The sequence below is a fragment of the Streptomyces sp. NPDC056883 genome (assembly GCF_042788835.1).
GTDB classification, from domain to species: Bacteria; Actinomycetota; Actinomycetes; order Streptomycetales; family Streptomycetaceae; genus Streptomyces; species Streptomyces stoeckheimensis.
In genome coordinates this window covers 80267-105034 of the sequence record NZ_JBHUBS010000011.1, presented here as the reverse complement: position 1 = coordinate 105034, position 24768 = coordinate 80267, and the positions used below count along the sequence as shown (strand labels likewise).

At 71.6% G+C, this 24768-nt stretch carries 22 protein-coding genes; 15 read left to right on the top strand and 7 right to left on the bottom strand.

Features of this window, described 5'->3' with window-relative positions; all coding sequences use genetic code 11:
- Window positions 1-18: 18 nt before the first annotated feature.
- Window positions 19-441, bottom strand: coding sequence for a hypothetical protein (locus ACFRU2_RS25390; protein WP_382975982.1), 423 nt, complete (start codon window positions 439-441; stop codon window positions 19-21).
- Between the two features lie 342 nt (window positions 442-783).
- On the opposite strand from ACFRU2_RS25390, the gene ACFRU2_RS25385 reads away from it, so the two are divergent.
- Window positions 784-1548: a hypothetical protein gene (locus tag ACFRU2_RS25385; protein WP_382975980.1), complete on the top strand. Its 765-nt coding sequence runs from the start codon at window positions 784-786 to the stop codon at window positions 1546-1548.
- Between the two features lie 137 nt (window positions 1549-1685).
- Here ACFRU2_RS25385 and ACFRU2_RS25380 read toward each other — a convergent pair whose 3' ends face one another.
- The 3 genes from ACFRU2_RS25380 to ACFRU2_RS25370 form a co-directional block, all read right to left on the bottom strand.
- Window positions 1686-2108 carry a hypothetical protein gene (locus ACFRU2_RS25380; protein WP_382975977.1) on the bottom strand — a complete coding sequence of 141 codons (423 nt, stop codon included), beginning with the start codon at window positions 2106-2108 and terminating at the stop codon, window positions 1686-1688.
- Between the two features lie 296 nt (window positions 2109-2404).
- On the bottom strand, window positions 2405-2806 hold the full coding sequence (locus tag ACFRU2_RS25375) for a hypothetical protein (RefSeq protein ID WP_382975974.1): 402 nt from the start codon (window positions 2804-2806) through the stop codon (window positions 2405-2407).
- 113 nt (window positions 2807-2919) lie between these two features.
- Complete coding sequence (locus ACFRU2_RS25370; RefSeq protein WP_382975972.1) at window positions 2920-3474, bottom strand: EF-hand domain-containing protein; 555 nt, start codon at window positions 3472-3474, stop codon at window positions 2920-2922.
- Window positions 3475-3573: 99 nt separating this feature from the next.
- On the opposite strand from ACFRU2_RS25370, the gene ACFRU2_RS25365 reads away from it, so the two are divergent.
- The 3 genes from ACFRU2_RS25365 (at window position 3574) to ACFRU2_RS25355 (ending at window position 7232) form a co-directional block, all read left to right on the top strand.
- Window positions 3574-5196, top strand: a complete 1623-nt coding sequence (locus tag ACFRU2_RS25365; protein WP_382975969.1) for an aldehyde dehydrogenase family protein — start codon at window positions 3574-3576, stop codon at window positions 5194-5196.
- A 71-nt stretch (window positions 5197-5267) separates the two neighbouring features.
- Window positions 5268-5681 carry a hypothetical protein gene (locus ACFRU2_RS25360; RefSeq protein WP_382975966.1) on the top strand — a complete coding sequence of 138 codons (414 nt, stop codon included), beginning with the start codon at window positions 5268-5270 and terminating at the stop codon, window positions 5679-5681.
- An 84-nt stretch (window positions 5682-5765) separates the two neighbouring features.
- Entirely contained in the window at window positions 5766-7232 is a 1467-nt protein-coding gene (locus ACFRU2_RS25355) for a S28 family serine protease (RefSeq protein WP_382975963.1), read from the top strand.
- A 45-nt stretch (window positions 7233-7277) separates the two neighbouring features.
- Here ACFRU2_RS25355 and ACFRU2_RS25350 read toward each other — a convergent pair whose 3' ends face one another.
- Window positions 7278-9149 carry a glycoside hydrolase family 3 protein gene (locus ACFRU2_RS25350; protein WP_382975959.1) on the bottom strand — a complete coding sequence of 624 codons (1872 nt, stop codon included), beginning with the start codon at window positions 9147-9149 and terminating at the stop codon, window positions 7278-7280.
- 10 nt (window positions 9150-9159) lie between these two features.
- Complete coding sequence (locus tag ACFRU2_RS25345) at window positions 9160-10116, bottom strand: LysR family transcriptional regulator (protein ID WP_382975956.1); 957 nt, start codon at window positions 10114-10116, stop codon at window positions 9160-9162.
- 122 nt (window positions 10117-10238) lie between these two features.
- On the opposite strand from ACFRU2_RS25345, the gene ACFRU2_RS25340 reads away from it, so the two are divergent.
- On the top strand, window positions 10239-11249 hold the full coding sequence (locus ACFRU2_RS25340) for an EamA family transporter (protein ID WP_382975954.1): 1011 nt from the start codon (window positions 10239-10241) through the stop codon (window positions 11247-11249).
- Between the two features lie 63 nt (window positions 11250-11312).
- On the opposite strand, the gene ACFRU2_RS25335 is transcribed toward ACFRU2_RS25340, so the two are convergent.
- Window positions 11313-12188, bottom strand: a complete 876-nt coding sequence (locus tag ACFRU2_RS25335) for a helix-turn-helix transcriptional regulator (protein ID WP_382975951.1) — start codon at window positions 12186-12188, stop codon at window positions 11313-11315.
- Between the two features lie 401 nt (window positions 12189-12589).
- On the opposite strand from ACFRU2_RS25335, the gene ACFRU2_RS25330 reads away from it, so the two are divergent.
- From ACFRU2_RS25330 to ACFRU2_RS25285, 10 genes are all read left to right on the top strand, one after another.
- Window positions 12590-13393, top strand: a complete 804-nt coding sequence (locus tag ACFRU2_RS25330; RefSeq protein ID WP_382975948.1) for a hypothetical protein — start codon at window positions 12590-12592, stop codon at window positions 13391-13393.
- A gap of 201 nt (window positions 13394-13594) precedes the next feature.
- A complete protein-coding gene (locus ACFRU2_RS25325) occupies window positions 13595-14176 on the top strand; it encodes a GNAT family N-acetyltransferase (protein WP_382975946.1) in 582 nt (193 codons plus the stop codon).
- 349 nt (window positions 14177-14525) lie between these two features.
- Window positions 14526-15110: a cysteine hydrolase family protein gene (locus ACFRU2_RS25320; RefSeq protein WP_382975943.1), complete on the top strand. Its 585-nt coding sequence runs from the start codon at window positions 14526-14528 to the stop codon at window positions 15108-15110.
- 43 nt (window positions 15111-15153) lie between these two features.
- Window positions 15154-16179, top strand: a complete 1026-nt coding sequence (hypE, locus tag ACFRU2_RS25315; RefSeq protein WP_382975940.1) for a hydrogenase expression/formation protein HypE — start codon at window positions 15154-15156, stop codon at window positions 16177-16179.
- Window positions 16180-16201: 22 nt separating this feature from the next.
- A complete protein-coding gene (gene hypF, locus ACFRU2_RS25310) occupies window positions 16202-18601 on the top strand; it encodes a carbamoyltransferase HypF (RefSeq protein ID WP_382975937.1) in 2400 nt (799 codons plus the stop codon).
- A gap of 4 nt (window positions 18602-18605) precedes the next feature.
- Window positions 18606-19940, top strand: a complete 1335-nt coding sequence (locus ACFRU2_RS25305) for a diaminobutyrate--2-oxoglutarate transaminase family protein (RefSeq protein ID WP_382975936.1) — start codon at window positions 18606-18608, stop codon at window positions 19938-19940.
- 36 nt (window positions 19941-19976) lie between these two features.
- Entirely contained in the window at window positions 19977-20693 is a 717-nt protein-coding gene (locus ACFRU2_RS25300; RefSeq protein ID WP_382975933.1) for a hypothetical protein, read from the top strand.
- Window positions 20680-22143 (top strand): MFS transporter, encoded by a 1464-nt coding sequence (locus ACFRU2_RS25295; RefSeq protein ID WP_382975930.1) that lies wholly within the window; start codon window positions 20680-20682, stop codon window positions 22141-22143. Before ACFRU2_RS25300 ends, ACFRU2_RS25295 begins: the two co-directional genes overlap by 14 nt.
- Window positions 22144-22153: 10 nt before the next feature.
- Window positions 22154-23446 carry an amidohydrolase gene (locus ACFRU2_RS25290; protein WP_382975927.1) on the top strand — a complete coding sequence of 431 codons (1293 nt, stop codon included), beginning with the start codon at window positions 22154-22156 and terminating at the stop codon, window positions 23444-23446.
- On the top strand, window positions 23443-24711 hold the full coding sequence (locus ACFRU2_RS25285; RefSeq protein ID WP_382975924.1) for a biotin carboxylase: 1269 nt from the start codon (window positions 23443-23445) through the stop codon (window positions 24709-24711). The genes ACFRU2_RS25290 and ACFRU2_RS25285 overlap by 4 nt, the downstream gene beginning before the upstream one ends.
- Window positions 24712-24768 lie beyond the last annotated feature (57 nt).

The window sequence follows — 24768 nt, the reverse complement described above, 5'->3', positions numbered from 1 at the left end:
GGTGGTGGCCTGATGGGGTCAGTTGCCGAGCTTGTTCTTGAGCTGGTTCTTGATCGTCTGCTTGTTGACCTTCTTCAGGTTTCCGCCCTTGCCGGTGCCTTCGCCGCCGACGGCGGTGGCGTCGCCGGTGTTGATGGCGTCGGCGCTGGAGTCGCCCCCTCGGGCGTCGCCGGTGTTGATGGTGCACTTGCCCTTGCAGTTGCCGACGCCGCTGTTGGCGTTGCCGCCCTGCGAGGTGCCGCCGACGGTGGTGTTCTCCGCGTTGGCGTCGCCACCGGTGCCGATGCCGTCGGCGCTGTCGTCCTGAAGGACCGACACCGCGTGGTGCGGGGCCGTGGCCGGGGCGGCCATCGCCGTGGCGGGGAGGGCGATGCCACCACCCAGCAGGGCGACGGAAGCGGAAGCGAGGACGATGCGGCGGGTCGACAGGATCTTGAACATGGCCGTTCTCCATTCGGAAAAGAAAAGGAAAGAAGGGGAGGGGATTCGGGATGATTCCCTGCCCTCTGGTTCTTCCGGTGTTTCCCGGTGAGGGCGTACTTCAAATAAACCCGATGGCGGGAATCGCGTCACGCCACTCACATTCGGGGCTTGACGGAAATGGCCGATCTTGATAATTTCCGGCCGCCTCGCCCGGGGAACCCTGGGTGCCCCTACGTGACAACACGCCGCGCGCGGACGAATCCGTACGGTGACCGGATCCGCGCGATAGCGTCTGCCCCGGCGCGCGCACGCTTTGGCCACAGTCGAATTGCTCCGCACCACAACCCCGGAGAATTTCCCATGAACGAGCGTTCCTGGACCCGTCGCATCGTGCTGGCCACGGCATCCGTGGCACTGGCCGGCGGCATCGCCCTGCCCGCGACCGCGATGGCCGCACCCGCAGCCCCGTACTACGGCCACAGCAGCATCAGCGCCCTCGCGGGCAACGCTTCCCCCGGAGCCTGTGAAGGGTTCTGCGAGGGGAGCAACAACATCGCCGCGGGCGACGGCGTCTCCGGCAGCTGCACGGGTCTGTGCCGCGACAGCACCAACACCGCCGTCGGTGACCGCGTCTCCGGCCTGTGCACGGGCCTGTGCGGCGACAGCACCACTACCGCGGTCGGGGCGGGTGCGTACAACGAGTGCACGGGCCTGTGCGGCACCAGCACCAACACCGCTGTGGGCGACGGCGCCTCCAACCGGTGCAACGGCCTCTGCTTCGACAGCGTCAACACGGCCGTGACCGCCGACGTGCTGAGCCGTAGCAGCCACGTGGCCTCGAGCTCGACCGGGCGGCAGACCATGCGGGGCGGGGACGGGGGCGACCAGGGAGATCGCAGGGGCGGAGACGCCATCGCCGTCAGCGGCTCCGCCAATGCCGAGAACACCACCGTCGGCGGCACGGCCACCTCGGGCTCCGCCGCATCCGGCGTGGGCACCTGTATCGGCCGGTGCACGATCACCACCGGGAACGCGACCAGCGGCAACGCGAGCGCCGACGCGATCAACACCGGTGACGCGACCGCGGTGAGCGGCGACGCGACCGCCACGGGCGGCAACGCCTGATACCGGGGGCGAAGGCCCGACGGTCGGACACACACACGGCGGACGCCGGAGGGCTGGGCCTCTCCGGCGTCCGCGGCACGAGAACGGCGCCCCGGGGATTCCCGGGGCGCCGCTGTGTAGGGTGTGGCCTGCTGCGATCAGTTGCCGAGCTTGTTCTTGAGCTGGTTCTTGATCGTCTGCTTGTCGACCTTCTTCACGCTTCCGCCCTCACCGAAGCCGTCGCCGCCGACCGCGGTGGCGTCGCCGGTGTTGATGGCGTCGGCGCTGGAGTCGCCACCCCGGGCGTTTCCGGTGGTGATGTCGCACTTGCCCTTGCAGTTGCCGACGCCGCTGTTGGCGTCGCCACCGCGGGAGTCGCCGCCGACGGTGGTGTTCTCGGCGTTGGCGTCACCGCCGGTGCCGATGCCGTCCGCGCTGTCGTCCTGGGGCAGGGACACCGCGTGGTGCGGAACGGTGGCGGGCGCTGCCATTGCTGTGGCCGGGAGGGCTATGCCACCGCCGAGCAGGGCGACGGAAGCGGAAGCGAGGACGATGCGGCGGGTCGAAAGAATCTTGAACATGGCCGTTCTCCATTCGGAAAAAGAAGGGGGATTCGGGAATCTTCCGGAGAAAGGATCCGGGGTGATTCCCTGCCCTCTGGTTCTTCCGGTGTTTCCCGGTGAGGGCGTACTTCAAATAAACCCGATGGCGGGAATCGCGTCACGTCACTCGGATTCGGGGCTTGACGGAGATGGCCCCTTCTTGTAAAAGCGCCGTTCGAGTGTCCTCGTACACGCACCGGAGCCCCGGGTCCGTCGTGCGGACCCGGGGCTCCGGTGTGGTGTCCCTCTCGGGCGGTACGGATCGGGGTCGATCCTCACGTCTTCACGTGGCGAGAAATAGTCGCGCCTTCGTCCGTCCCGCCGTCGGGGAGCCCTTCGGGAGGCCCGCAGGGGGCGGTGATGCACTGCCACTCCGGACGGTCGGGAGCCTGGAAGACGGGGCCGTCGGGAGAGTCGTGCTTGCCGGGGCGCTTGTGCTTCCCCTTGCCCCACTTGCCCGGGGTGTCCTCGGCGGGCGGGTCCGTGCGGATCAGGGTGTCGTCGGGGCCGCTGCGGAGGAGCAGGGTGGACTCGTTGCCGGTGTCGTCGGCCCTGACCGCGTGCGCACTCGCGGGGGTGGCGGCGAGCGCGGTCGCGGGTGCGAGCACGCCACCGGCGACGATGGCCGCCGATGCGGCGAACAGGACGAGGCGCGGCTTCCTGGAAACGTGGTTCATGACTGCTCTCCTCTGGTGGGCGAGGCGGATGGGAGTCCGTCCCAGTACGCCCCGCCACCCGGGCGGCGTCACGCCCCGACATCTCGCGGCTTGACGGGAGCCGGCTCCCCGGGCTACAGCTCGCCGAAGAGCAGGTTGCCCGGGGCGTCCTCGTCGGTGCCGGTGTAGTACTCCCGCACCGCGCCGAGGAGCTCGTCCACGGACAGGAACCCGTCGTGGTCCGCGTCGATCCGGGCGAAGAGCGCCTCCGCGTCCTCGCGGCTCAGCTTCGTGTCGAAGGCCGTCTGGGCCTTCTGGAACTCCTCGGGGCTGATCCGCCCGTCGTCGTCCTTGTCGACGACCAGCAGCATCGCGTGCGCCATCGGCCGGAACGACTTGTCGTAGGCCGCACGGTCCTCCTGGAAGAGGCGCGTCATGCCCTGCTTGTACTCCTCCGGCGTGACCTTCCCGTCCCGGTCCATGTCCAGCTCGGTGAAGAGCTCCTGCCAGAAGTCGACCAGCCCGCCCATCACCTGGGTCGCCTTGGGGGAGGTGGCCGGCTCGCCGAGGGCCGACAGCAGGCGGGAACCGAGCCCGATGATGTCGTGCTCGTCGATCACCTGGTCCTCGTTGACGTCGAGGTGGGCGAAGGCGCGGTCCAGCTTGCGGTCGAGCAGGTCGTTCGTCATTTCAAGCGCCTTTCACGGCTACGGTGCGGGGTCCCGCGTTCACCTAGCGTAATCTCCTGCGTGATCACGAACTCCCGTTATCCCGCTAGGAAGTTGTGGATGCACTCTTACGAGGTATGGGTCAACGGCGCAGAGGAGCCCGGCACCCGATGGGTCTACTGGCCGCGGGTGGGTCAACTCCTGCGCGAGCCCTTCGAGGTGCTCGGGCTCAAAGCCCGCCTGGAGCGCGGCGAGGACCTGCCCTACGACGACCGGCTGCTGGCCGGCCGCGTCGCCCTGTCCGCCCCCGAGCAGGGACTGCGCGCCCTGACCGCCGCCCGCGCCGCCCAGCCGGGATGGGCGGCGGTCCCGCTCGCGGACCGGATGGAGCTGCTGCACGGCATCCACCGAGCCGTCGTCGAGCGGCGCGAGGAGCTGGCCGGGCTGCTGGTCGCCGAGGGCCACCCCGTACGGCTGGCGGCCTGGGAGCTGGACTCCGTGACCGCCTCCTTCCACCCGGACTCCGTCGCCGACTTCGCCGCGCGGCTGCGGGAGCCCGAGCGCACCTCGGCCGGCCGCCGGACCCGCATGGTGCGCAAGCCGGACGGGGTGGTGTGCCTGAGCCCGCCGCGCAACGCCCCGACCTCCAACTCCTTCTACGGGGCGCTGGCGCTCGCCGCGGGCAACAGCCTGGTCGTCAACGCGCCGCCCACCGCCCCGCTGGGCGTCAGCTTCGTCTACCGGGAGCTCGTGGCCCCGCTCCTGGAGCGGCTCGGCGCCCCGCCCGGCACCCTGAACGTGGTCTGCACGCACGCCCGCGCCGTGGTCCGCCAGTGGCTGGACAGCCCCGACTGCGACGACCTCGTCTTCTTCGGCGGCTCCGAGCAGGGCCTCAAGCTGGAGCGGGAGTGCGTGGCCGCGGGGAAGAAGCCCGTACTCGAACTGTCGGGCAACGACGGGGTGCTGGTGTGGCACGACGCCGAAGTCGACCTCGCCGCGCGGGCCCTGTGCGAGCGGTACTACGGCTCCGGGCAGATCTGCATGACCCCGAAGTTCGCCATCGTCCACCCGGAGGTGGCCGACCGGCTGCTGAAGGAGCTGATGGAGCAGGTGCGGGAGATCCGGCCCGGGCCGCCGGAGGATCCGCGCACGGTGCTGAGCCCGGTGGTCAAGCGGGCGGAGTTCACCGAGTTCGTCGGCGAGGTGCTGGCGGCCGGCGGAGAGCTGCTGTGCGGCGGTGAGTTCGTCGACGTGGACGACGAGCCCTCGGCGGCGGGACCGTTCATCCGCCCGGCGGTCGTCCGGGTGGACGGGCTGGCCGGGGCCGCCCGGCTGCGCGCCTTCCGCGAGGAGACCTTCTTCCCGCTGCTGTGCGTGGTCGTGCCCGAGGCGCCGGTCCGGCTGGAGGAGGCCATCGGCTTCCTCAACGCCAACCGCTACGGTCTGCGCAACTCCCTGTGGACCCAGGACGAGCGGGTCGTCGAGCGGTTCTGCGAGGAGGTGGTCAACGGCGGCATGCTGAAGGTCAACGACTCGCACATCGGCTGCCTGCCCTCGATCCCGTACAACGGCGGCACGGGAGCCACGGGCGGGATCTTCGGCGAGGCCAACCTGCCCGCCGTGCGCACCACCCACCTCCAGTCGATCGCCGTCGCCACCCTGGTCCGGCCGCGGGAGTCGGTCTTCGACCACACGGCTGCCTGCGGGGTGGACCCGGCGGGTCCGGCGGCTCGCACGGGCTGAATTCTTGTTCCGAGCAACCATGAAGGCCTGCCCGGCGTCGTACGAACGTACGCACGTTGTACGTACGACCGATGGGGGACAGGGTGTTGAAGGCGCGGAACCCGCGGAGGCGATGGGCCGCCTGCGCGGGCGTGGTCACCATGACGCTGTGGCTGGCCGTGGCCGGACTGCTGACGGCGCAGCCCGCCCAGGCGGCGACCGGCGGGTGCGCGGGGAACCTGGTGCGGACGCTGCCGTTCTCCACGGGCGAGGTGCGCGTCTACAAGACCCGCGACCGGGCCTGCGCGGTGGCGGTCGCCCGGGAGCCCGGACAGCGGCGGGCGATGTCGGTGAGCATCCAGCCGCGCGGCGGCTACCCGGTGCGCGATTCTGGGCAATTCACCCGTTATGCGGGCCCCGTCACCGTCCATGCGATCAATCGCTGCGTGTATGTAAAGGGGAGCGTGGGGGCCGGATCCGTCGATTCCGGCTGGATCCTTTGCTGATGGAGCGGCCCAACTAGGTCTGTTCAGCCGCATGTTCCCCCGGCTAGGTTCACGGCGACCGATGTGAACTCATGGGGAGTGTGAATGCGCAAGAAGCTCGGATGGCTGCTGTCGCTCGCGGTGCTGATCGGCACCACGGGTGCGGCCGGCACCACGGCGCAAGCGGCCACCGCCGCGGAACCGTCCGCCGTCACGGATGCCACCGCCAGGGATGCCAAGGCCGCCACGGAAGACATCAAGGACCGGATCCTCGCGATCCCGGGGATGAGCCTGATCGAGGAGAAGCCGTACACCGGCTACCGCTTCTTCGTACTGAACTACGAGCAGCCGGTCGACCACCGCGCGCCGTGGAAGGGCACCTTCAAGCAGCGCATCACCCTGCTGCACAAGGACGTCACGCGGCCCACGGTGTTCTTCACCTCCGGCTACAACGTCAACACCAACCCGCGCCGCAGCGAGCCGACGACCATAGTCGACGGCAACCAGGTGTCGCTGGAGTACCGATTCTTCAACCCGTCCCGCCCCGACCCGGCCGACTGGTCGAAGCTCGACATCTGGCAGGCCGCCAGTGACCAGCACCGCGTCTTCACCGCCCTGAAGCGGATCTACAAGAAGAACTGGCTGGCCACGGGCGGCAGCAAGGGCGGCATGACGGCCACCTACTTCGAGCGCTTCTACCCGCGCGACATGGACGGCGTCGTCGCGTACGTCGCCCCCAACGACGTGGTGAACAAGGAGGACTCGGCCTACGACCGGTTCTTCGCCAAGGTCGGCACCAAGGAGTGCCGCGACAAGCTGAACGCGGTGCAGCGCGAGGCGCTCGTGCGCCGCGAGCCGCTGGAGGCCAAGTACGCGGCCGCCGCCGCCGAGAACGGCTGGACCTTCACCACCGTCGGCAACCTCGACAAGGCCTTCGAGGCCGTCGTCCTCGACTACACGTGGGCCTTCTGGCAGTACAGCCTGCTCGCCGACTGCGCCGCCATCCCGGCCGCCGCCACCGCGAGCGACCAGGAGATCTGGGACACGGTCGACGCGATCTCCGGCTTCTCGGCCTACGCCGACCAGGGCCTGGAGACGTACACCCCGTACTACTACCAGGCGGGCACCCAGCTCGGTTCCCCCGACATCAAGCAGTCCCACCTGGACGGCCTGAGCCGCTACGGCTACCAGCCGCCGCGCAACTTCGTGCCCCGCGACATCCCGATGACCTTCCAGCCGGCGGCGATGCGGGACGTGGACACCTGGGTGAAGAACAACGCGAACCAGATGCTCTTCGTCTACGGGCAGAACGACCCGTGGGGTGCCGAACCGTTCCACCTCGGCTACGGAGCCCGCGACAGCTACGTGATGACCGCTCCGGGCGCCAACCACGGAGCCAACGTCTCCAAGCTCATGGAAGCCGAAAAGGCGCTGGCCACCGAGAAGATCCTCAAGTGGGCCGGAGTCGCCCCGGCCGCCCCCACCGGCGCCGCGAAGGCCGCGCCGCTGGCGAAGCCGGACGCGCAGCTCGACCAGCAGGACATCGAGCGCGAGCCGATGCTGCGCCCGTAGCTCGGCAGGAGGACCCGGGAAGGGGCCGCGGGAGGGGTACGGGGATCACCCGTACGCCAGCCCGTGGCCCAGCGGGTAGCGGCCCGGCACCGGGACGGGCAGGCGCCCCGTGGGCCGTACGGTCCCGGTGAGCACCCGGGCCGCCGCCCGCAGCTCCACGTCCGTCCAGGTGTAGGTGGCCAGTTCGGCCGCGCAGGCCGGCAGCCGGGCCGGGTCGTAGGGGTTGCGGACCGCCACCAGGACCACCGGCACCCCGGTGGCCAGCAGCCGGGTGACCAGCTCGCGCTGCGGGCTCTCGCCCTCGGGGACGTTGTACGTGCACACGAGCACGGCCGCGTTGCCGGGGGCGGCCGCCACCGCGCGGGCGGGCGGCAGGGCCGTGGCCCGGCAGCCCAGCGCGGACAGCTCCCGGGCCAGTACCGCGGTAGGGGGTCCCGTCGTACCCGTGGGGGAGGCCGGGTCGGTCCCGGTGACCAGGAGCAGCGGCCGGTCCGCCGGATCCAGCGGCAGCAGCCCCACCGGATTGGCCAGCAGGGTCGTCGTACGGTCCGCGATCTCCCCGGCGGCCGCAAGGTGCGCCGGGATGCCGACGGCCGCATCCACTGCGTCCGCGGCCCGCGCCGGCTCCACGGCCCGTCCCGCCGCGTCGAACAGGCCCCGGCGGGCCTTCAGTTCCAGGATCCGCAGCACCGACTCCTCGATCCGGGCCCGCGTCAGCTCGCCCGACTCCACGGCGGCCAGCACGCTGCGGACGGCCAGCCCCAGGTCCGGCGGGTTCAGCAGCTGGTCGCAGCCCGCCTTCAGGGCCAGTACCGGGACCCGGTCGTCCCCGTACTTCTGGCGGACCCCGGCCATGTCGAGGGCATCGGTGACCACCACCCCGCGAAATCCCAGGCGTTCGCGCAGGATCCCGGTGACGATCGGCCGCGAGAGGGTCGCCGGATCCCCGGAGGGGTCGAGCGCGGGGAACACGATGTGCGCCGTCATCACCACGTCGACGCCCGCCTCCACGGCCGCCCGGAACGGCGGCTCGTCCAGCTCCTCCCACCGCGCCCGCGTATGGGTCATCAGCGGCAGCCCGACGTGGCTGTCGGTGCCGGTGTCCCCGTGCCCCGGGAAGTGCTTCGCCGTGGCGGCCACCCCGGCGCCCTGGTAGCCGCGGACCTGGGCGGCGACCAGGGCCGCCACCGCCTGCGGGTCGGCGCCGAAGGACCGTACGCCGATGACCGGGTTGGCGGGATCGACGTTCACGTCGGCAACCGGGGCGTAGTTGTGCCGGATGCCCATCGCCGCCAGCTCGGAACCCGCGATGCGTGCGGCCCGGCGGGCCTCGGCGGTGGACCCGGCGGTCCCCAGGGCCAGGGCGCCCAGTGCCATGGCCCCCGGGAGCAGGGTCGCGGGCCGGCCCACGCGGGCGACGGCGCCGTGCTCCTGGTCGATGGAGAGCAGCAGCGGGACGCCCGCACCGGAATCCGCGGCCGCCCGCTGGAGGCCGGCCGACAGCTCGGCGATCTGGCGCGGGGAGCGGGTGTTGTGCGCCCAGCCGAAGTAGACGATCCCGCCGAGGTGGTAGCGGGCGACCAGCTCGGCGGGGGTGCGCACCCCGAACGCCTTCTGGTTCAGCGCGACGTCCTCGGAGTCGGGCTCGGTCGCCGCGTGCCCGTACGCCCGCGATACGAAGAGCTGCCCGACCAGTTCGGCCAGGCTCATCCGGTCCATCGTCTCGCGCGGCCCGGCCCCCGACGAATGACGGGTGGGGGAGTGCCCCGGTGCGCGGTCGCCCGGCCGGGAGTCGTCGGGGACCGGGCCGTCGGGGTCCCGGGCGGTGCCCACCGCGGCGGAGGCGGCCCCCGCGGCGGTGACGGCGGCCACGGCGGCCACGGTGAGCAGGGTCCGGCGGGAGGCGTGGTTCGGCACGCGCCGGACGCTACTGCGGGGCGGGGCCTTCGGCGCGGGGGACACTCGCGGAGTCCCCCGTACGGGGTGCGACGTGGGGCCAGTGCTCGCGCAGGGTCCGTACGGCCTCGGTGATCGCCGGCCGGCGGGCGGCCCCGGTCCGCCACAGGGCGTACAACCGGCGTACGGGGCCCGGCTCCAGCGGTACGGCCACGGCGCCGGGCGGCAGCGTCCCGGTGCCCAGCCGCGGTACGACGGCCACCCCGAGCCCGGCGGCGACCAGCGAGACGATGGTGTGGTTCTCCTCGGCGACGTGCGTGATGTCGGGCTCGAACCCGGCCGTGCGCAGGGTCCGCACCAGCCAGTCGTGGCAGACCCGGCCGGGCGGCTGGCAGACCCAGCGCTGCCCGCCCAGGTCCGAGCGGTGGATGACGGCGCGGGAGGTGAAGGGGTGCCCGGCGGGCACCACGAGGTCGCAGCGGTCGTCGCCGATCACGGCCTGCTCCACGCCCTCGGGGGCGGGCAGCGGGGCGATGTCCCAGTCGTGGGTCACCGCCAGGTCGGTGACCCCGCGCGAGACCAGGTCCATCGACAGGTGCGGGTTGATCTCCGTGAGCCGTACTTCCAGGGCCGGGTGACGGTGGGCCAGATCGGCGAGGACCCCGGGGAGCAGGCCGCGGGCGGCCGAGGCGAAGGCGGCGACCCGCAGCCGGCCGACGGGCTGGCCGCGGGACTCCTCCAGTGCGGTCTCGGCCCGCTCCGAGATGTCCATCAGCTGCTGGGCCGTCGCGGCCAGCAGTTTGGCCTCCTCGGTGAGGGCGACACCGCGGCCGTGGCGTTCGAGCAGGGTGGTGCGGGTCTCCCGTTCCAGCTTGGCGATCTGCTGGGAGACGGCGGAGGGGGTGTACCCGAGGGCGGCCGCGGCCGCGCCGACCGAGCCGTGGACGGAGACGGCGTGCAGGGCGCGCAGCCGGGAGAGGTCGAGCATGCCAGGCAGCTTAGGGCGCGGGCGGCGCCGGTGGACGAAGCAACGTGGATGAAGCAACGCTACATCCGACCCTGAAGACATCTGCGCTGGTGCTAAATGGTTGAGGAGCCGATGCTCGGAGCATGCGACCCATTCACACCGCCCTGGCGGTTCTCGTAGCCGCGGTCTGGGGTTTCAACTTCGTCGTCATCGAGTTCGGGCTCGGATCGTTCCCGCCGCTGCTCCTGTCCGCCCTGCGCTTCCTGGTCGCCGCCCTGCCGGCGGTGTTCTTCGTCGGGCGTCCCAAAGTGGCATGGAAGTGGATCATCGCGGTCGGTGTGGTCCTCGGCATCGCGAAGTTCGGGCTGCTGTTCTCCGGGATGGCCAACGGGATGCCCGCCGGGCTGTCCTCGCTGGTCCTCCAGGCGCAGGCGGTGTTCACGGCCGTGTTCGCGGCCGTCGTGCTCAAGGAGCGGCCGGGCCGGCTGCGGATCGCGGGCATGACGGTGGCCTTCGCGGGGATCGCCGTGGCCGCCGTGGACGAGGGGGCCTCCGGGCCGGTGCTGGGCTTCACGATGGTGATCGCGGCCGCCGCGTGCTGGGGCGTGTCCAACGTGCTGACCCGCAAGGCGTCCCCGCCCGACGCCCTGAACTTCATGGTGTGGGTGAGCGTGGTGCCGGTGCTGCCGCTGGCGGGGCTGTCCCTGCTGATCGAGGGCCCCGAGCGGGACCTGGCGGCGCTGCGCGGGCTCGACTGGAGCGGGGTCGGGGTCATCGTGTACCTCGCCTGGATCACCACGGTGTTCGGCTTCGGGGCGTGGGGGTTCCTGCTGCGCACCTATCCCGCTTCCTCGGTGGCACCCTTCTCGCTGCTGGTGCCGGTCTTCGGGATGAGCTCGGCGGCGCTGGTGCTGGGGGAGGAAGTGAGCGGGCTGCGCTGGGTGGCGGCCGTCCTGCTCGTCGGCGGGGTGGCGGTGACCTCGCTGGTCCCCGCGAAGCCCCGGCCGGTGGCGGCGGAAGCGGGCACGGCGGCGGGGGCCGGCCCCGCGGCGGCGGCCGATCCCGGCCCCGCGCCCGAGCCTGCGGCGGCGGCCGATCCCGGCCCCGCGCCCGAGCCCGCGGCGGTTCCGCTTCCGGCGGCGGGGGGCCGCTAGGAGCCGTCCGCTGCGGACCCCGGCAGCCCGGGCCGCTCGCTCGCGGCGCGGGCTGCCGGCAGGTCAGCCGCCGTTGAAGGGCTCCTTCGCCAGCAGATATCCGGCGTGGAGCCGGTTGCGGGCGCCGATGCTCTTCATGATGTTCGCAATGTGGCGTTGACAATTGCGCAAAGAAATACCGACCACGTGGGCTATTCTGTTGTCCGATTCGCCCTGAATGAGCAGCGACACGATGGTCTGCTGAATGTCGGAGGTAATCGCCGCCCGTGCAGGTCGGTCGTTTTCCGAGGTGAATTTCTCGGCCCCGCTCCAGGCCCGCTCGAAGGCCTCCGAAAGGAACGAGACAAGGTGGCTATTTCTCGATACCGCCGCCCCGTGTGATCCGTCCGAGAGCGGGATGATCGCCACTTCCTTGTCGAAGATGATGCAGCGCGGAAAGCCGCCGGCGAGCGTGCACACCTCCGCGCCGAGCGGTGTCACCCGCCCCACGAACGAGGCCGTGGCCGGGCTGAACCGGGCCGTGTGCTGGTAGAGGGTCCGCATGTGCACCCCCCGCCCCAGCAGGCGTTCGGTGCGCTCCAGGCTCTCGGAGAGCACCTCCTCGTCCCGTGCGCCGCCGGGCTGGGAGGTGAGCACCTCGGTGCGGCAGCCGTTCGCGAGCCCGGCGATCAGCTTGCGCACGTCGCCCAGGCCAGGCACGACCTCCAGTGAGTTGTCGTTCTGGACGTCCGCGGTCCTCATTAACAACTCATCTAATTCTCCGCGTAGTTGATCGAGGAAGGACTGGCTCTCGTTCAGGCTGTGCTGCGCCGGGTTGAGGACCTTGATGCGTGCGTGCTCCACGGGGTACGGGGTGTAGATGCCCGTCACGGGGCACATGCTGAGCAGCCCCAGATCGTCGAGCGCGTCCGCCGCTTCCTGCACCTCCGCGGCGCTCATGTCCAGAGCCAGGGCCGCTGTTTCGCACGTTGTACCCGGTGTTCGGGTGACGAACCGGTAGAGACGGTCCCCGGCGTGGGTGAGCCGGGGCACTGTAAAAGGATGGACTTGTCTGATTGAGTTCAATTCATCCCCCTGTCATGTTTTCGCCAGCGGCAACATGATCCCAGAAAGGGATGGCTCCGGATGTCGTCGAACGGACAGGATGATGCCGAAGCTGATCCGGACCGCAAGACATCTTGAGGGGCAGGCAAGCATGCCACGTATAGCGAGTTTCCTCATCGCCATTGCGGCAACTTTCGCGGTGACCGTCTTCCTCGCCCCGTCGACGAGTGGTGCGGCGAACATCGCCGCCCCCACTGGTCCGGGTCAGGTAGTCAACGATCTCGGCTGGGGATGAGATGCCTCGTAGTAAGTCGTACAACACGTACTCCAACCTGCAGCGCCCTGAGTTCCGCAAGCGCGTCGACGAGCTCCTGCTGAAGTTCGAGCGGGACTTCTACGAGCGCAGCGCGGGCGCCGACGGGATGCTCGACAAGGAGAAGTTCGACCTCGAGCTGTACAAGCGGCACAACGTCGAGACGATGATCCGGATCGGCCTCAAGCGTGCCGTCGACCCGCTCATCGCCAACTACTGGGCCACCCGGGACCCGCAGCTCTGCAAGGAGTGGGGCCTGTACGGCGCGGAGGAGGGCCGCCACGACCGCATGTTCGCCGGCGACCTGCACAAGGTCGGCATGACGGACGAGGAGATCTACGCGATCCGTCCGACCTTCGCCACCGAGCTGCTCAACGGCTACTTCTACTACACGATGGCCACGGAGGGTCCGCTGGCCGCGATGATCAGCGGGTTCTACCTGGAGTACATCGCGGGCAAGACGCAGCCCGACTGGCTGGACATCATGGAGCAGCACGTCGGCGCCGACAAGACCAAGGGCGCCCGCGCCCACCTGGCCCTCGACGACGATGACGACCACGTCGACATGGTCTGGAACCTGATCATGCGCATCATCAACGACGAGGCCGACGAGGAGCGCTTCGTCGAGCACCTCATCAAGATCAACTCGCTGTTCGTCTCCTACTTCGTCGAGGTCTACGCGGCCACCGTGCTCGGTGCCGGCGCGGACGCCTCGCTGCTGACCCAGGCCGCACCGGCCGCCGCCGTACAGACCAACCTGCAGACGAAGGCCACCGCTTCGGTCTGACCGGCCGGCCCACACCTGCCGGCGATGCCCTGAAGGACCGGTGCCCGCAAGGGCCGACGCCCTGAAGGGCCGAAGGGCCGACACTCCCGCAGTCCGGCGATCCCGGGCATTGCGTTCCAGATGTGCCGCGCAGCCCCCACGGGGGCGGCGCCGCGATGTCCGGGGTCCGGCTGCTCCACCGTCTACTCACCAAGGAAGACGATGCACTATTCATGGCCGCGCGAGCTGTCCGAACAGGACATGCGCGAAATGATCGAGCTGATGGACGCCGTAGCGGTCAAGGAGAAGACCCTCGGCTTCTACGAACCCGTGGGACTGGAGAAGGGCCTCCCGCTGATGCGGGCCTTCGAGGCGGACCTGAAGAAGGGCGCCGTGGACCTCCTCCACGTCCGCACCGACGAAGGCCAGATCGTCGGCATGGTGACCCTCGCCCGCGCCCCGCTGCCGGCCCGCCGCCACATCGTCGAGATGCGCCGCTGCGTCGTCGCCCCCGACTACCGCGGACAGTTCCTGCTGGAGGGCTGGTCCGAGGCCCTGCGCAAGGTCGGCGAGATGGGCTGCGACGTCATCACCCTCGAGGTCCGTGACGACGGCCCCTCCGCGCTCTGGCAGCGCCTGGGCTTCCGTGAGTACGGCCGGCTGCCCGACTACGCCCGCGCCGACGGCCGCCCCGTCACCGGCTTCTACATGCACGCCCGGCTCGCCGACATCACGGCCCACTTCGAGGCCACCGGCACCTGGCTGCACGAGCTCGAGTCCGACCGCGTCGCGGTAGCGAGCTGACCCCCGCACCGACGGGCCGTACGCACCGTCAGGCCGCCGTGCGCACACCGAGCCGTGCGCACACCGCGCCCCAGCCGCGCCACACCTGACGCGCACCGCGCCCGACCCCCTCCCGCGCACCCGCACCCGCGCCCCTCCTGACCGCCGCGCCGCCCGCCAGGGCCGCGCAGGCCCCCGCACCGAGCACGCCGTACACCGCCCCGGGCCCGATCCGCCCGTGCGCCACGGCCCCTCGCGGCCGACCGGCCGGTGCGCAGCTTCCCCCCTGTCACCCACCGCCCGCCGGGGCGTACGCCGACGTGCGCCGGACGGGCCCCGGGACCACACCACCCCACCGAAGGGCACAGCCATGTCCAAGATCGCCGTCCTGACCAACGACCTCCAGTACGAACTGGTCGAGAAGAACCCGGAGCGCGTCGCCGCCGTCGAGGCCGCGACCCCGCACTTCACCGGCTTCCTCGACGAGATGCGCAGCCGCGGCCACCACATCTTCCACCTGCAGCTCGTCAACGACCCGGACGACCCGAACGCCGAGCGCTACGACGGCTACCTCCCGGTCCAGCGCGGCACCCACGGCGCCGACGTCATCGAGGCCTTCCTGGCCCCCGAGGACGTCGTCATGGAGAAGAGCAAGGACTCGGGCTTCTACGAGACCGACCTGCACGAGCGCCTCCAGGCCCTCGGCGTGGACACCGTGCTGATCACCGGCATGCAGACGCAGATATGCGTCCAGACCACCGCCGCCGACGCCTTCTTCCGCGGCTACAACATCTGGGTCCCCTCCGACTGCGTCGTCTCGGCCCGCCTGGACGACAAGCAGCGCGCCCTGGACTGGCTGGAGGGCTACTGCGCCACGGTGACCGACTCCGCCGAGGTCATCCGCGTCCTCGACGCCGAGGGCGGGCTGCCCCGCAAGAACATCAAGACCCCGTGACCACGCCCCTCACCGCAACTCCCCGTTCCAGAAAGGAACCGGCATGACCACGAGCGTGGATCCCACCGAATTCATCGTCCTCGACCACGGCACCGGCGCGAAGCTCAGCCAGGACCTGCTCCAGGTGATCGCCTCGACCCTCGGCGACGTCTACATCGGCATCATGGAAGACAGCGCGATCCTCAAGATCGAGGGCGACCGCATCGCGATGACCACCGACTCCTTCGTGGTCGACCCGCCGTTCTTCGGCAACGGGGACATCGGCAAGATCGCGGTCTGCGGCACGGTCAACGACCTGGCCGTGGCCGGCGCCCGGCCCAAGTACCTCACCCTCGGCATGATCCTGGAGACCGGGCTCCCCATCGCCAAGCTGGTCCGGGCCCTGGAGTCGATCCGCGACACCGCCCGCGAGGCCGGCGTACAGATCGTCGGCGGGGACACCAAGGTGGTCCGCAAGGGCGAGGCCGACCAGATCTACCTGAACACAGCGGGCGTCGGGGTCTTCGAGCGCGAGCCGCTCACCATGACCGACGTGCGCCCCGGCGACAAGGTGATCCTCAGCGGGCCCATCGGCAACCACACGGTGCACCTGCTCTCCATCCGCGAGGGCCTCGGCTTCGAGCAGCGCGTGGACAGCGACTGCGCCCCGCTCAACGGCCTCGTCGACACGGTCCTGTCGAACACGGTGCCCGGCGCCGTCCGTTCGATGCGCGACGTCACCCGCGGCGGCCTGACGGCCGTGCTCCACGAGTACGCCGGCAAGCTCGGCCGCACCATCCGCGTCACCCAGGACGACCTGCCCATCCAGCACGAGACGGCCATGGCCGCCGACATGCTCGGGATCAACCCGCTGCACTGCGCCAACGAGGGCTGCCTGGCGCTCTTCGTGGACCCGGCGGCCGAGGCCGAGGTACTGGCGGCCCTGCGCTCCCAGCCCTACGGCAAGGACGCGGTGACCATCGGCGAGATCTCCGAGGACACCGAGGGCCTGGTGCTGCTGCGCGACGCGGACGGTCGCGAGACCCAGCTGGAGGAACTCCTCGGCGCCGAACTCCCCCGGCTCTGCTGAGAAAGGGACCGAGGAAACCGCCATGAGCAGCACCGAGCAGCAGACCGTCACGGAACGGCCCGACGGGACCGGCAGCGCCGACGGCGCCGCCGAGGAGTGGCGCATCCGCGTCACCGGCGTGGTCCAGGGCGTCGGCTACCGGCCGTTCGTCTACAAGCTGGCCCGTGAACTCGGCCTCTCCGGCTGGGTTCGCAACGACCCCGAAGGCGTGCTGGTGGAGGCGTCCGGACCGGTCGCCGCCCTGGAGGAGTTCGCGGCGGGCCTCAGCGGCCGCGCCCCCGAGCTCGCCCGGGTGGACGAGGTCCGGCCGACCCGGGGACTGGACCGCGGCACCGTGCCCGCGGGCCCGTTCACCATCGTGCACAGCGAGCACACCGGAGCCCGGTCCGCGCTGCTCCCGGCGGACACCCACGTATGCGGCGACTGCCAGGCGGAACTTCGCGACCCGAAGGACCGCCGGCACCGCTACCCCTTCATCAACTGCACCAACTGCGGGCCCCGGTACTCCATCATCCAGGACCTGCCGTACGACCGTCCGATGACCACCATGGCCACCTTCACCATGTGCGCGGACTGCAAGGCCGAGTACGAGGACCCGATGGACCGGCGCTACCACGCACAGCCCAACGCGTGCCCGGACTGCGGCCCCCGGCTGCTGCTCCGGGACCGCGAGGGGGGCACGGCCGAAGGGGACGAGGCCCTCCTCGCGGCCGCCCGGGTGCTGGCCGACGGCGGGATCGCGGCCATGAAGAGCGTCGGCGGCTTCCACCTCGTGGTGGACGCGACGAACGCGGAGGCCGTGGCCCTGCTGCGCAGCCGCAAGCGCCGCGACTCCAAGCCGTTCGCGGTGATGGTCCGCGACCTCGCCACGGCGCAGGAGCTGGTGGAGCTCTCCGAGGCGGAGATCGACGTCCTGCGCTCGCCGGCCCGGCCCATCCTGCTGGCCCGCAAGCGCGCGGGCTCCCTCCCGGAGTCCGTGGCCCCGCGCAACCCCAACCTGGGGATCATGCTGCCCTCGGCACCCCACCACCACCTGCTGCTGGACGAGCCCGGCCTCGAAGCGCTCGTCGCCACCAGCGGCAACATCTCCGGCTACCCCATCGCCTACCGCAACGAGGAGGCCCTGGAGCAGCTCTTCGAGATCGCGGACGTGATCCTCTACCACGACCGCGACATCGAGATCCGCGTCGACGACTCGGTGGTCCGCCTCTCCGACCACCCCGAACTCGACGAGCCGCTGCTCCAGTTCATCCGGCGGGCCCGCGGCTACGCCCCCTACCCGGTGGACGTCGGCCGCGAGGTGGCCCCCGTGGTCGCCCTCGGCGCCGAACTGAAGACGACCGTGGCCCTCACCAACGGCTCCCAGGTCTTCCTCAGCCAGCACATCGGCGACCTCAAGAACGACGAGACCTTCGCCGCGCACCACCGCACCGCCCGGCACCTGGCGCAGCTGTACGCGCTCAAGCCGGAGGTCACGGCGCACGACATGCACCCGCAGTTCCGTTCCACCCGGGCCGCCCTGGACGACGACGGCACGGGCCCGGCGCTGCCCACCGTGGAAGTCCAGCACCACCACGCCCACATGGCCTCCTGCATGGCGGAGAACCACGTGAGCGGCACCACCCTCGGCGTGATCTTCGACGGCTTCGGCTACGGCGAGGACGGCACGGTGTGGGGCGGGGAGTTCCTCCTCGGGGACTTCGCCGCCTACCGCCGGGTCGGCCGGATGCGCCGGCTGCCGCTGATCGGCGGCGACCAGGCCGTGCGCGAACCCATCCGCACCGGGTACGCACTGGCCCTGGACGCCTTCGACGGGGACGGGGACCGGGCCCTGGCGGGCTTCCCCGCCCTGGCCGTCCTCGACGAGCAGCGCCGCCAGGTGTACGCGACCATGGCCGGCCGCGGGGTCAACTCCCCGCCGACCTCCAGCATGGGCCGCCTCTTCGACGGGGTCGCCGCCCTCGCCGGGGTCTGCGCCAAGGCCGAGTACGAGGCCCAGGGCCCGATCGAGCTGGAGGGCCTGCTCGACCGCGACGCCACCCGCGAGCCGCAGGCCTCGTACCGCTTCGGGTCCTACGAGGCGGACGGGCTGACCGAGGTGGACCCGAGGCCCGTGATCCGGGCCATGGCCGGGGACATCGCCGCCGGACTGCCCGTGGACCGGATCAGCCGCCGGTTCCACACGGCCGTCGTCGACATGGTCCGCGAGCGCTGCAAGGCCCTGCGGGAGGAGACCGGCGTCAACCAGGTCGCCCTCTCCGGAGGCGTGTTCCTCAACGAGTTCCTGCTGCTCAACTGTCTGACCGGGCTGACCGCCGACGGTTTCGACACCTATGTCCACCGGCTCGTTCCGACCAATGACGGAGGCATCGCCCTCGGTCAGGTCATGGTCGCCGACGCCCGCTCACACCTGAGGAAGTGACGACGTGACCACCCTCACGCCGGACGAGATGTACGCCTTCGTCGAGGCGCGCGAATCGGGCGCCCGGACCTACGCCAACGCCTTCGGCAAGCTCCTCGCCGAAGGCCACGGCGCACGCATCCGCGACGGGCACGGCCGCGAATACCTGGACTGCCTCGCCGCGGCGGGCACCCTCGCCCTGGGGCACAACCACCCGGACGTCCTGGCCGCGGTGGGGGAGTACCTCACCTCCGGTCAGGTCCAGCAGGCACTGGACCTGACCACCCCGGCCAAGTACGAGTACCTGCGCGCGCTGTACGCCAAGCTGCCGGGCGCCATGGCGGACACCTTCAAGACGCAGTTCTGCGGACCGGCGGGCACCGACGCCACCGAAGCCGCCGTCAAGCTCTTCAAGATCGCCACCGGCCGCCGGACGGTGATCTCCTTCCACGGGGCCTACCACGGGATGACGGCGGGCGCCCTCGCCCTCACCGGCAACCTGGGCGCCAAGGAGGCCGTGCCCTCCCTCATGCCGGACGTCCACCACCTCCCCTACCCCTACGACTACCGCTGCCCCTTCGGCATCGGCGGAGAGGCGGGCATCCGGGCCGGCCTGACCTACATCGAGCGGCTGCTCACCGACCCGGAGAGCGGCATCACCAAACCGGCCGCGATCTTCGTCGAAGCGGTCCAGGGCGAGGGCGGGGTCATCCCGGCACCGGCCTCCTGGCTGCGCGGGCTGCGGGAGATCACCGCCCGGCTGGACATCCCGCTGGTCCTGGACGAGATCCAGGCCGGCTTCGGACGCACCGGCACCATGTGGGCCTTCGAGGAGTCCGGGATCGAGCCGGACGCCGTCCTCGTGTCCAAGGCGGCCGGCGGCGGCTTCCCGCTCTCGCTGCTGCTCTACCACGGCAAGTACGACGCCTGGACGCCCGGAGCCCACGCGGGCACCTTCCGCGGCAACCAGATCGCCCTGGTCGCGGGACTCGCCTCCCTGCGGGTCACGGAGTCCGAGGGACTCGTCGAAAAGGCGGCCGCCAAGGGTGAATTGATCGCCACCCTGCTCGGCCGGCTGGCCGCCGGCCACCCCGAGATCGGCCAGGTCCGCGGCCGGGGACTGATGTGGGGCATCGAGATCGTGGACCCCGCGGGCCCGGCCGACCAGCTCGGTGCGCTGCCCGCCGACGGGGCCCGGGCCAAGCGCATCAAACGCGCCTGCCTGGACCACGGGCTGCTCCTGGAGAGCGGCGGCCGGCACGGCGCCGTGCTCCGGCTGCTCCCGCCACTGGTGATCACCGACGAGGAGATCCACGAGATGGCCGCGGCCCTGGAGAAAGCTCTGATCGACTGCGCCTGACAGAGCACGGATCCACGAAGAGTAGGGACAACGAACATGGCCACGGGAACGAACAACGGCGGCGAGTGGCGGGTCGACTTCGACGCGGAGGTCGTCTTCAGCAACGGAGGCGCCCTGCAGATGCAGGGGTTCCGCCTGGACATCCCCGGCGACGACATCGCCGACGGGGAACTGGGCGAACTGATCGTCCGCCACCTCGGACTGCTGATGGTCGGCAGTACGAAGATCACCCGCCGGGAGCTGCTCCAGGAGCCGCACAAGGGCTCCCGGAACACCGGCGCCGCCGGTTCGAGCCGCACCCCCACGGACCTGACCGGCCCCGCCACCCGGGCCGCCTGGCCGACGGGCCCGGGCGGCGCCGCATCGGGCCTGGCCGGCCTGGTGGACCTTCCCGTGGTCCTGGTACGGCTCCTCGGAGCCGGGCAGCCCGTCGCCGACCGGCTGGCACTGGCGCCCTTCGACCTCGCGGGGCACGCCGTGGTCGTGCAGACCGGCCGCGCGGCCGGCCCGTACCTCACCGAGGACGCCGTGGAGCTGCTCGCCGGGCAGGGCGCACTCCTCGTCGCCACCGACAGCCGCGAGGGCAACGGGCCGGTGGCGGCGGCGCTCGCCGCCGCCGGCCTGCCCGCCCTCACGGGCCTGACCGGCCTGGAAGCCCTCCCGGCGACCGGGGTCCGACTGCACGCCGTGCCCTTCCCCGGGCAGGACACCTCATTGATCAGGGTCTACGGAGTCACAGATGACCAGCACTGACCGAGCGGGCCTCTCGGAAGCCGGTGTGGCGGCGGTCGCCGCCGCCGCACCGGCACCGGCCCGGCGCCCCCGCAGGGAACTGGCCGCCGCCACCGTCGGCTCGGTCGTCGAGGCCTACGACTGGACCATCTACGGCATCCTCGCCCCCTACTTCGCCGAGGCGCTGTTCCCCGGCACCTCGCCCACCGCCAAACTCATCGCCGCCTACCTCGGCTTCGCCCTCGGTTTCCTGGTCCGGCCGCTGGGCAGCGTGCTCATCGGCCGCCTCACCGACACCCGCGGCCGGCGCTACGGACTGACCCTCACGGTCGGCCTGATCGCCGCCGGCTCCCTGTTCCTGGCCGTCGTACCCGGCTACGCCTCCATCGGCCTGGCGGCCCCGCTCCTGGTGGTCGGGGCCCGGCTGGTGCAGGGGCTGTCGGTCGGGGCGGAGAACCCGAGCGTGGCCGCGTACGTCACCGAGACCGCGCCGGCCGGCCGCCGCTACTTCTACAGCGCCGTCTCCTACGGGGGCGTGGTGCTCGGCAGCGCGCTCTCCTTCATCGTCATGAACGTCCTGCTCGGGGTGTTCGGAGAGAGCGGAGTCGAGGACGGCGCCTGGCGCTACGGCTTCGTCTTCGGCGGACTGCTCGGGCTGACCGCCCTGTGGATCCGGCGCGGCGCGGCGGAGAGCGCGGTCTTCACGGCCGCCGCGGGCAAGGCCGCGCAGGGAGCGGCCTCGCCCGCGGGAGTGGCGGAGCCGGAGGCGGCGGCGCTGGAGGCGGCGGCGCCGGTGGTGAAGGCGCCGAGCCCCTGGCCGGTGCTGCGGGCCCATCTCCGGCGGCTCGCCGTGGTGTTCGCCATCACCTCCGGGGCCACCACCGCCTTCTACTTCGTCACCGTCGACTTCCCCTCGTACGCCGAGAGCGCCGGAGCCGCCACCAAGGAGGAGACTTCCGCCGCACTGCTCCTCGGCATGGTGGCGCTGCTCGCGGCCATGCTCGGCGGCGGCAAGGCCGCCGACCGGATCGGCGCCCTGCCCGTGCTGCGCCTCGGCTTCGCCGGGCTCGCCCTGGGCAGCGTGCCCCTGCTGCTGGCCATGAACGCCGGACGGGTCCCCGTCGCCGTCGTCACCGTGGTCCTGCTCTTCCTGCTGGGCCTCCCGCTCGCGGTGAGCAACGTCTTCGCGGGGCAGCTGTTCCCGCCCGCCGTGCGCGCCGTCGCCGTCGGGCTGCCCACCGCGGCCGCGATCAGCCTCTTCGGCGGCACGTTCCCGATGCTCGCGGAACTCCTGAGGTCGGCCGGCCACAACGCCTGGCTGCCGTGGTGGCCCGCACTGACCGCCGCGGTGGCGCTGGCCGCCTCGTGGGCCGTACACGAACACCCCGGTCACTCCGGTCACCCCGGTCACTCCGGTCACCCCGGTCACTCCGGTCGCGAACACCCCGTGTCCGTCACCCCTCATGCCTGAGAAGGACGCCATGACTGCACTGCTCGAAGGTCTCGACTCGCTGATGCCGGCCCTGGAGGCCGACTACCGCGAGCTGCACACCCACCCCGAACTCGCCTTCCAGGAAAAGCGGACGGCAGCCCTCGTCGCCGAACGCCTCACCGCCCAGGGCGGCTGGGAGATCACCACCGGCGTCGGCCGCACCGGCGTCGTCGCCGTCCTGCGCAACGGCGAGGGACCCGTGGCCATGCTGCGCGCCGACATGGACGCGCTGCCCGTCAAGGAGGCCACCGGACTGCCCTACGCGAGCACCGAGACCGCCACCGACGAATCGGGCGCCGAGGTTCCGGTGATGCACGCCTGCGGCCACGACCTGCACGTGGCCGCGCTGATCGGGTCCTGCGCCCTGTTCGCCCGCAACCGCGAGGCCTGGCGCGGCACCGTCGTCGCCGTCTTCCAGCCGGGGGAGGAGAGCGGCTACGGAGCCCGCGAGATGGTCGAGGACGGCCTCTTCGAGCGCTTCCCGCGCCCCGACGTGATCCTCGGCTCGCACGTGGGCCCCGGCCCGGCCGGGCTCATCGCGACCCTGCCCGGCGTGGTCATGGGCGCCACCGACTCGATCACCGTCAAGCTCTTCGGGCGCGGCGGCCACGGCTCCAAGCCCGAGGCGGCCGTGGACCCCGTGGTGATGGCGGCCTCGCTCGTGCTGCGGCTCCAGACCGTGGTCTCCCGCGAGATCGCCGCCCAGGAACCGGTGGTGGTCACCGTCGGCAAGCTGCACGCCGGCACCACCGCCGCGGTCATACCCGACACGGCCGAGCTCGGCATCAACGTGCGCACCAGCTCCGCGCCGGTCCGCGAGAAGGTCCTGGCGGCCGTCGAGCGGCTCGCGCGCGCCGAATCGGCCGCCGCGGGCGCGACCGCCGACCCGGAGATCACCTCCGTCTACCACCTGCCGATGACCGTCAACGACACCGCGGCCGCCGAGCGGGTGGCCGACGCCCACCGCGCGCACTTCGGGGACGGCGCCGTCATGACGATGGGCCCGACCACCGCCAGCGAGGACTTCGGACTCCTCGCCACCGCCGCCCAGGTCCCCTCGGTGTACTGGTTCTACGGCGGCCTCGACCCGCAGGCCTTCGGCGAGGCCTTCGCGGCGGGCAAGCTGGACGAGCTCCCGCAGAACCACTCCTCCACCTTCGCGCCCGTCGCCGGACCCGCGCTCTCCATCGGCGTCCGCACGATGGCCACGGCGGCACTGCCCTGGCTCGCCCCCGCTGCCGACGGCGCGGCCGACACGGGCGAGGGGGGCGAGGCGGCATGAGCGCCGACCGGCCGCACATCATCGTCCTGCACCGCTGGCGGGACACCCACGCGCACTACGCCGACTACCTGGACCACGCCGCCGCCCACGTCACCTACGTGAGCACCGGGCTCGGCCGCGCCTCGTTACCCGAGACCGCCGCCGCGGTCACCACCGTCCCGCTGACCGACGACCTGCCCGCCGTCCGCGCGGCCGTCACCGGGCTCGTGGCCCGCTTCGGCCCCCCGGCGCGGCTGATCGCCCTCAACGAGGGGGACCTGGACACGGCCGCGCTGATCCGCGAGGAGTTCGCGATCCCCGGCCAGCACACCGCCGAACTGGCCGTCTTCCGCGACAAGCTGACCATGTGCCGTACGGCCGAGGCCGCCGGCCTGCCGGTCCCCGCCTTCGCCCCCGCGCCCGATCCGGCCGCCGTACTCGCCTTCGGCGAAGCCCACGGCTGGCCGCTGGTCGTCAAACCGCACCGCGGCACCGCCAGCCGGGGCGTGGTCCGGATCGACTCCGCCGCCGAACTGGCGGAGCTCGGCGACCTGGCCGCCGCCCTGGCCGCCGAACCGCACCTCGTCCAGAGCTACGTGGACGGCCCGATCCTGCACATCGACGGCCTGTGGGAAGGCGATTCCCTCGGCAGCTGGACCGTCTCGCGCTATGTGGGCGGCACCTGCGCCGACTTCACCCAGGGCACCTGGCTCGGCTCCGTCGAGGAGGACGATCCCGGGCTCCTGGAAGCCGTCGAGGCCTTCGCCGCCGCGGTCGGACCCGCCCTCGGCGGCTCCCAGCCCTGGGTCTTCCACCTGGAGGCCTTCGTCACCCCGGCTCCGGGCGGCGGACCCGCCCTGGTCTTCCTGGAGTGCGGGGCCCGGGTGGGCGGCGGAGAGATCCCCTTCACCTGGCGCGACGTCCACGGCGTCGACCTGATGGCCGCCGCCGTGGACATCCAGCTCGGCCTGACCCCGGTCCTGCCGCCGCTCAAGACCGGCGGGGTCGGCGGCTACCTGCTGCTCCCGCTGCCGGTCCCCGCCCCCTGCCGGGTCGAAGCGGCCGGCTGGGTACGGGAACCCGCGCCCGACCGGCTCCCGTACGCCGTCAAACACACCCCGGTCGGCTCCACCGCCCCGGCGATCAGCGGCTACGAGCACGTCGGCACCCGCTTCCGCTTCCGCGGCGCCACCACCCGGGACGTCGAGGCCGCCATCACCGAGTCCGCGAACTCCTTCCGGCTGACCTGCGTCCCGGTCGGCGCCCCGCCCGCCGACGGGGGCTGACCCGCCCCACCCCCCCACCGAACCTGTCGTACCCCTCTCGCACCCCTGTTCATCGGG

Bases quoted from the DNA above. Each gene is read 5' to 3' on its own strand.
- ACFRU2_RS25290 (WP_382975927.1), top strand. From the start codon at position 22,154: ATGACTGCACTGCTCGAAGGTCTCGACTCGCTGATGCCGGCCCTGGAG.
- ACFRU2_RS25320 (WP_382975943.1), top strand. From the start codon at position 14,526: ATGTCCAAGATCGCCGTCCTGACCAACGACCTCCAGTACGAACTGGTC.
- ACFRU2_RS25295 (WP_382975930.1), top strand. From the start codon at position 20,680: ATGACCAGCACTGACCGAGCGGGCCTCTCGGAAGCCGGTGTGGCGGCG.
- ACFRU2_RS25345 (WP_382975956.1), bottom strand. From the start codon at position 10,116: ATGCTCGACCTCTCCCGGCTGCGCGCCCTGCACGCCGTCTCCGTCCAC.
- ACFRU2_RS25300 (WP_382975933.1), top strand. From the start codon at position 19,977: ATGGCCACGGGAACGAACAACGGCGGCGAGTGGCGGGTCGACTTCGAC.
- ACFRU2_RS25365 (WP_382975969.1), top strand. From the start codon at position 3,574: ATGCACTCTTACGAGGTATGGGTCAACGGCGCAGAGGAGCCCGGCACC.
- hypE (WP_382975940.1), top strand. From the start codon at position 15,154: ATGACCACGAGCGTGGATCCCACCGAATTCATCGTCCTCGACCACGGC.
- ACFRU2_RS25335 (WP_382975951.1), bottom strand. From the start codon at position 12,188: ATGAGCGCCGCGGAGGTGCAGGAAGCGGCGGACGCGCTCGACGATCTG.
- ACFRU2_RS25385 (WP_382975980.1), top strand. From the start codon at position 784: ATGAACGAGCGTTCCTGGACCCGTCGCATCGTGCTGGCCACGGCATCC.
- ACFRU2_RS25340 (WP_382975954.1), top strand. From the start codon at position 10,239: ATGCGACCCATTCACACCGCCCTGGCGGTTCTCGTAGCCGCGGTCTGG.
- ACFRU2_RS25355 (WP_382975963.1), top strand. From the start codon at position 5,766: ATGCGCAAGAAGCTCGGATGGCTGCTGTCGCTCGCGGTGCTGATCGGC.
- ACFRU2_RS25360 (WP_382975966.1), top strand. From the start codon at position 5,268: ATGGGGGACAGGGTGTTGAAGGCGCGGAACCCGCGGAGGCGATGGGCC.
- ACFRU2_RS25370 (WP_382975972.1), bottom strand. From the start codon at position 3,474: ATGACGAACGACCTGCTCGACCGCAAGCTGGACCGCGCCTTCGCCCAC.
- ACFRU2_RS25390 (WP_382975982.1), bottom strand. From the start codon at position 441: ATGTTCAAGATCCTGTCGACCCGCCGCATCGTCCTCGCTTCCGCTTCC.
- hypF (WP_382975937.1), top strand. From the start codon at position 16,202: ATGAGCAGCACCGAGCAGCAGACCGTCACGGAACGGCCCGACGGGACC.
- ACFRU2_RS25325 (WP_382975946.1), top strand. From the start codon at position 13,595: ATGCACTATTCATGGCCGCGCGAGCTGTCCGAACAGGACATGCGCGAA.
- ACFRU2_RS25375 (WP_382975974.1), bottom strand. From the start codon at position 2,806: ATGAACCACGTTTCCAGGAAGCCGCGCCTCGTCCTGTTCGCCGCATCG.
- ACFRU2_RS25330 (WP_382975948.1), top strand. From the start codon at position 12,590: ATGCCTCGTAGTAAGTCGTACAACACGTACTCCAACCTGCAGCGCCCT.
- ACFRU2_RS25285 (WP_382975924.1), top strand. From the start codon at position 23,443: ATGAGCGCCGACCGGCCGCACATCATCGTCCTGCACCGCTGGCGGGAC.
- ACFRU2_RS25380 (WP_382975977.1), bottom strand. From the start codon at position 2,108: ATGTTCAAGATTCTTTCGACCCGCCGCATCGTCCTCGCTTCCGCTTCC.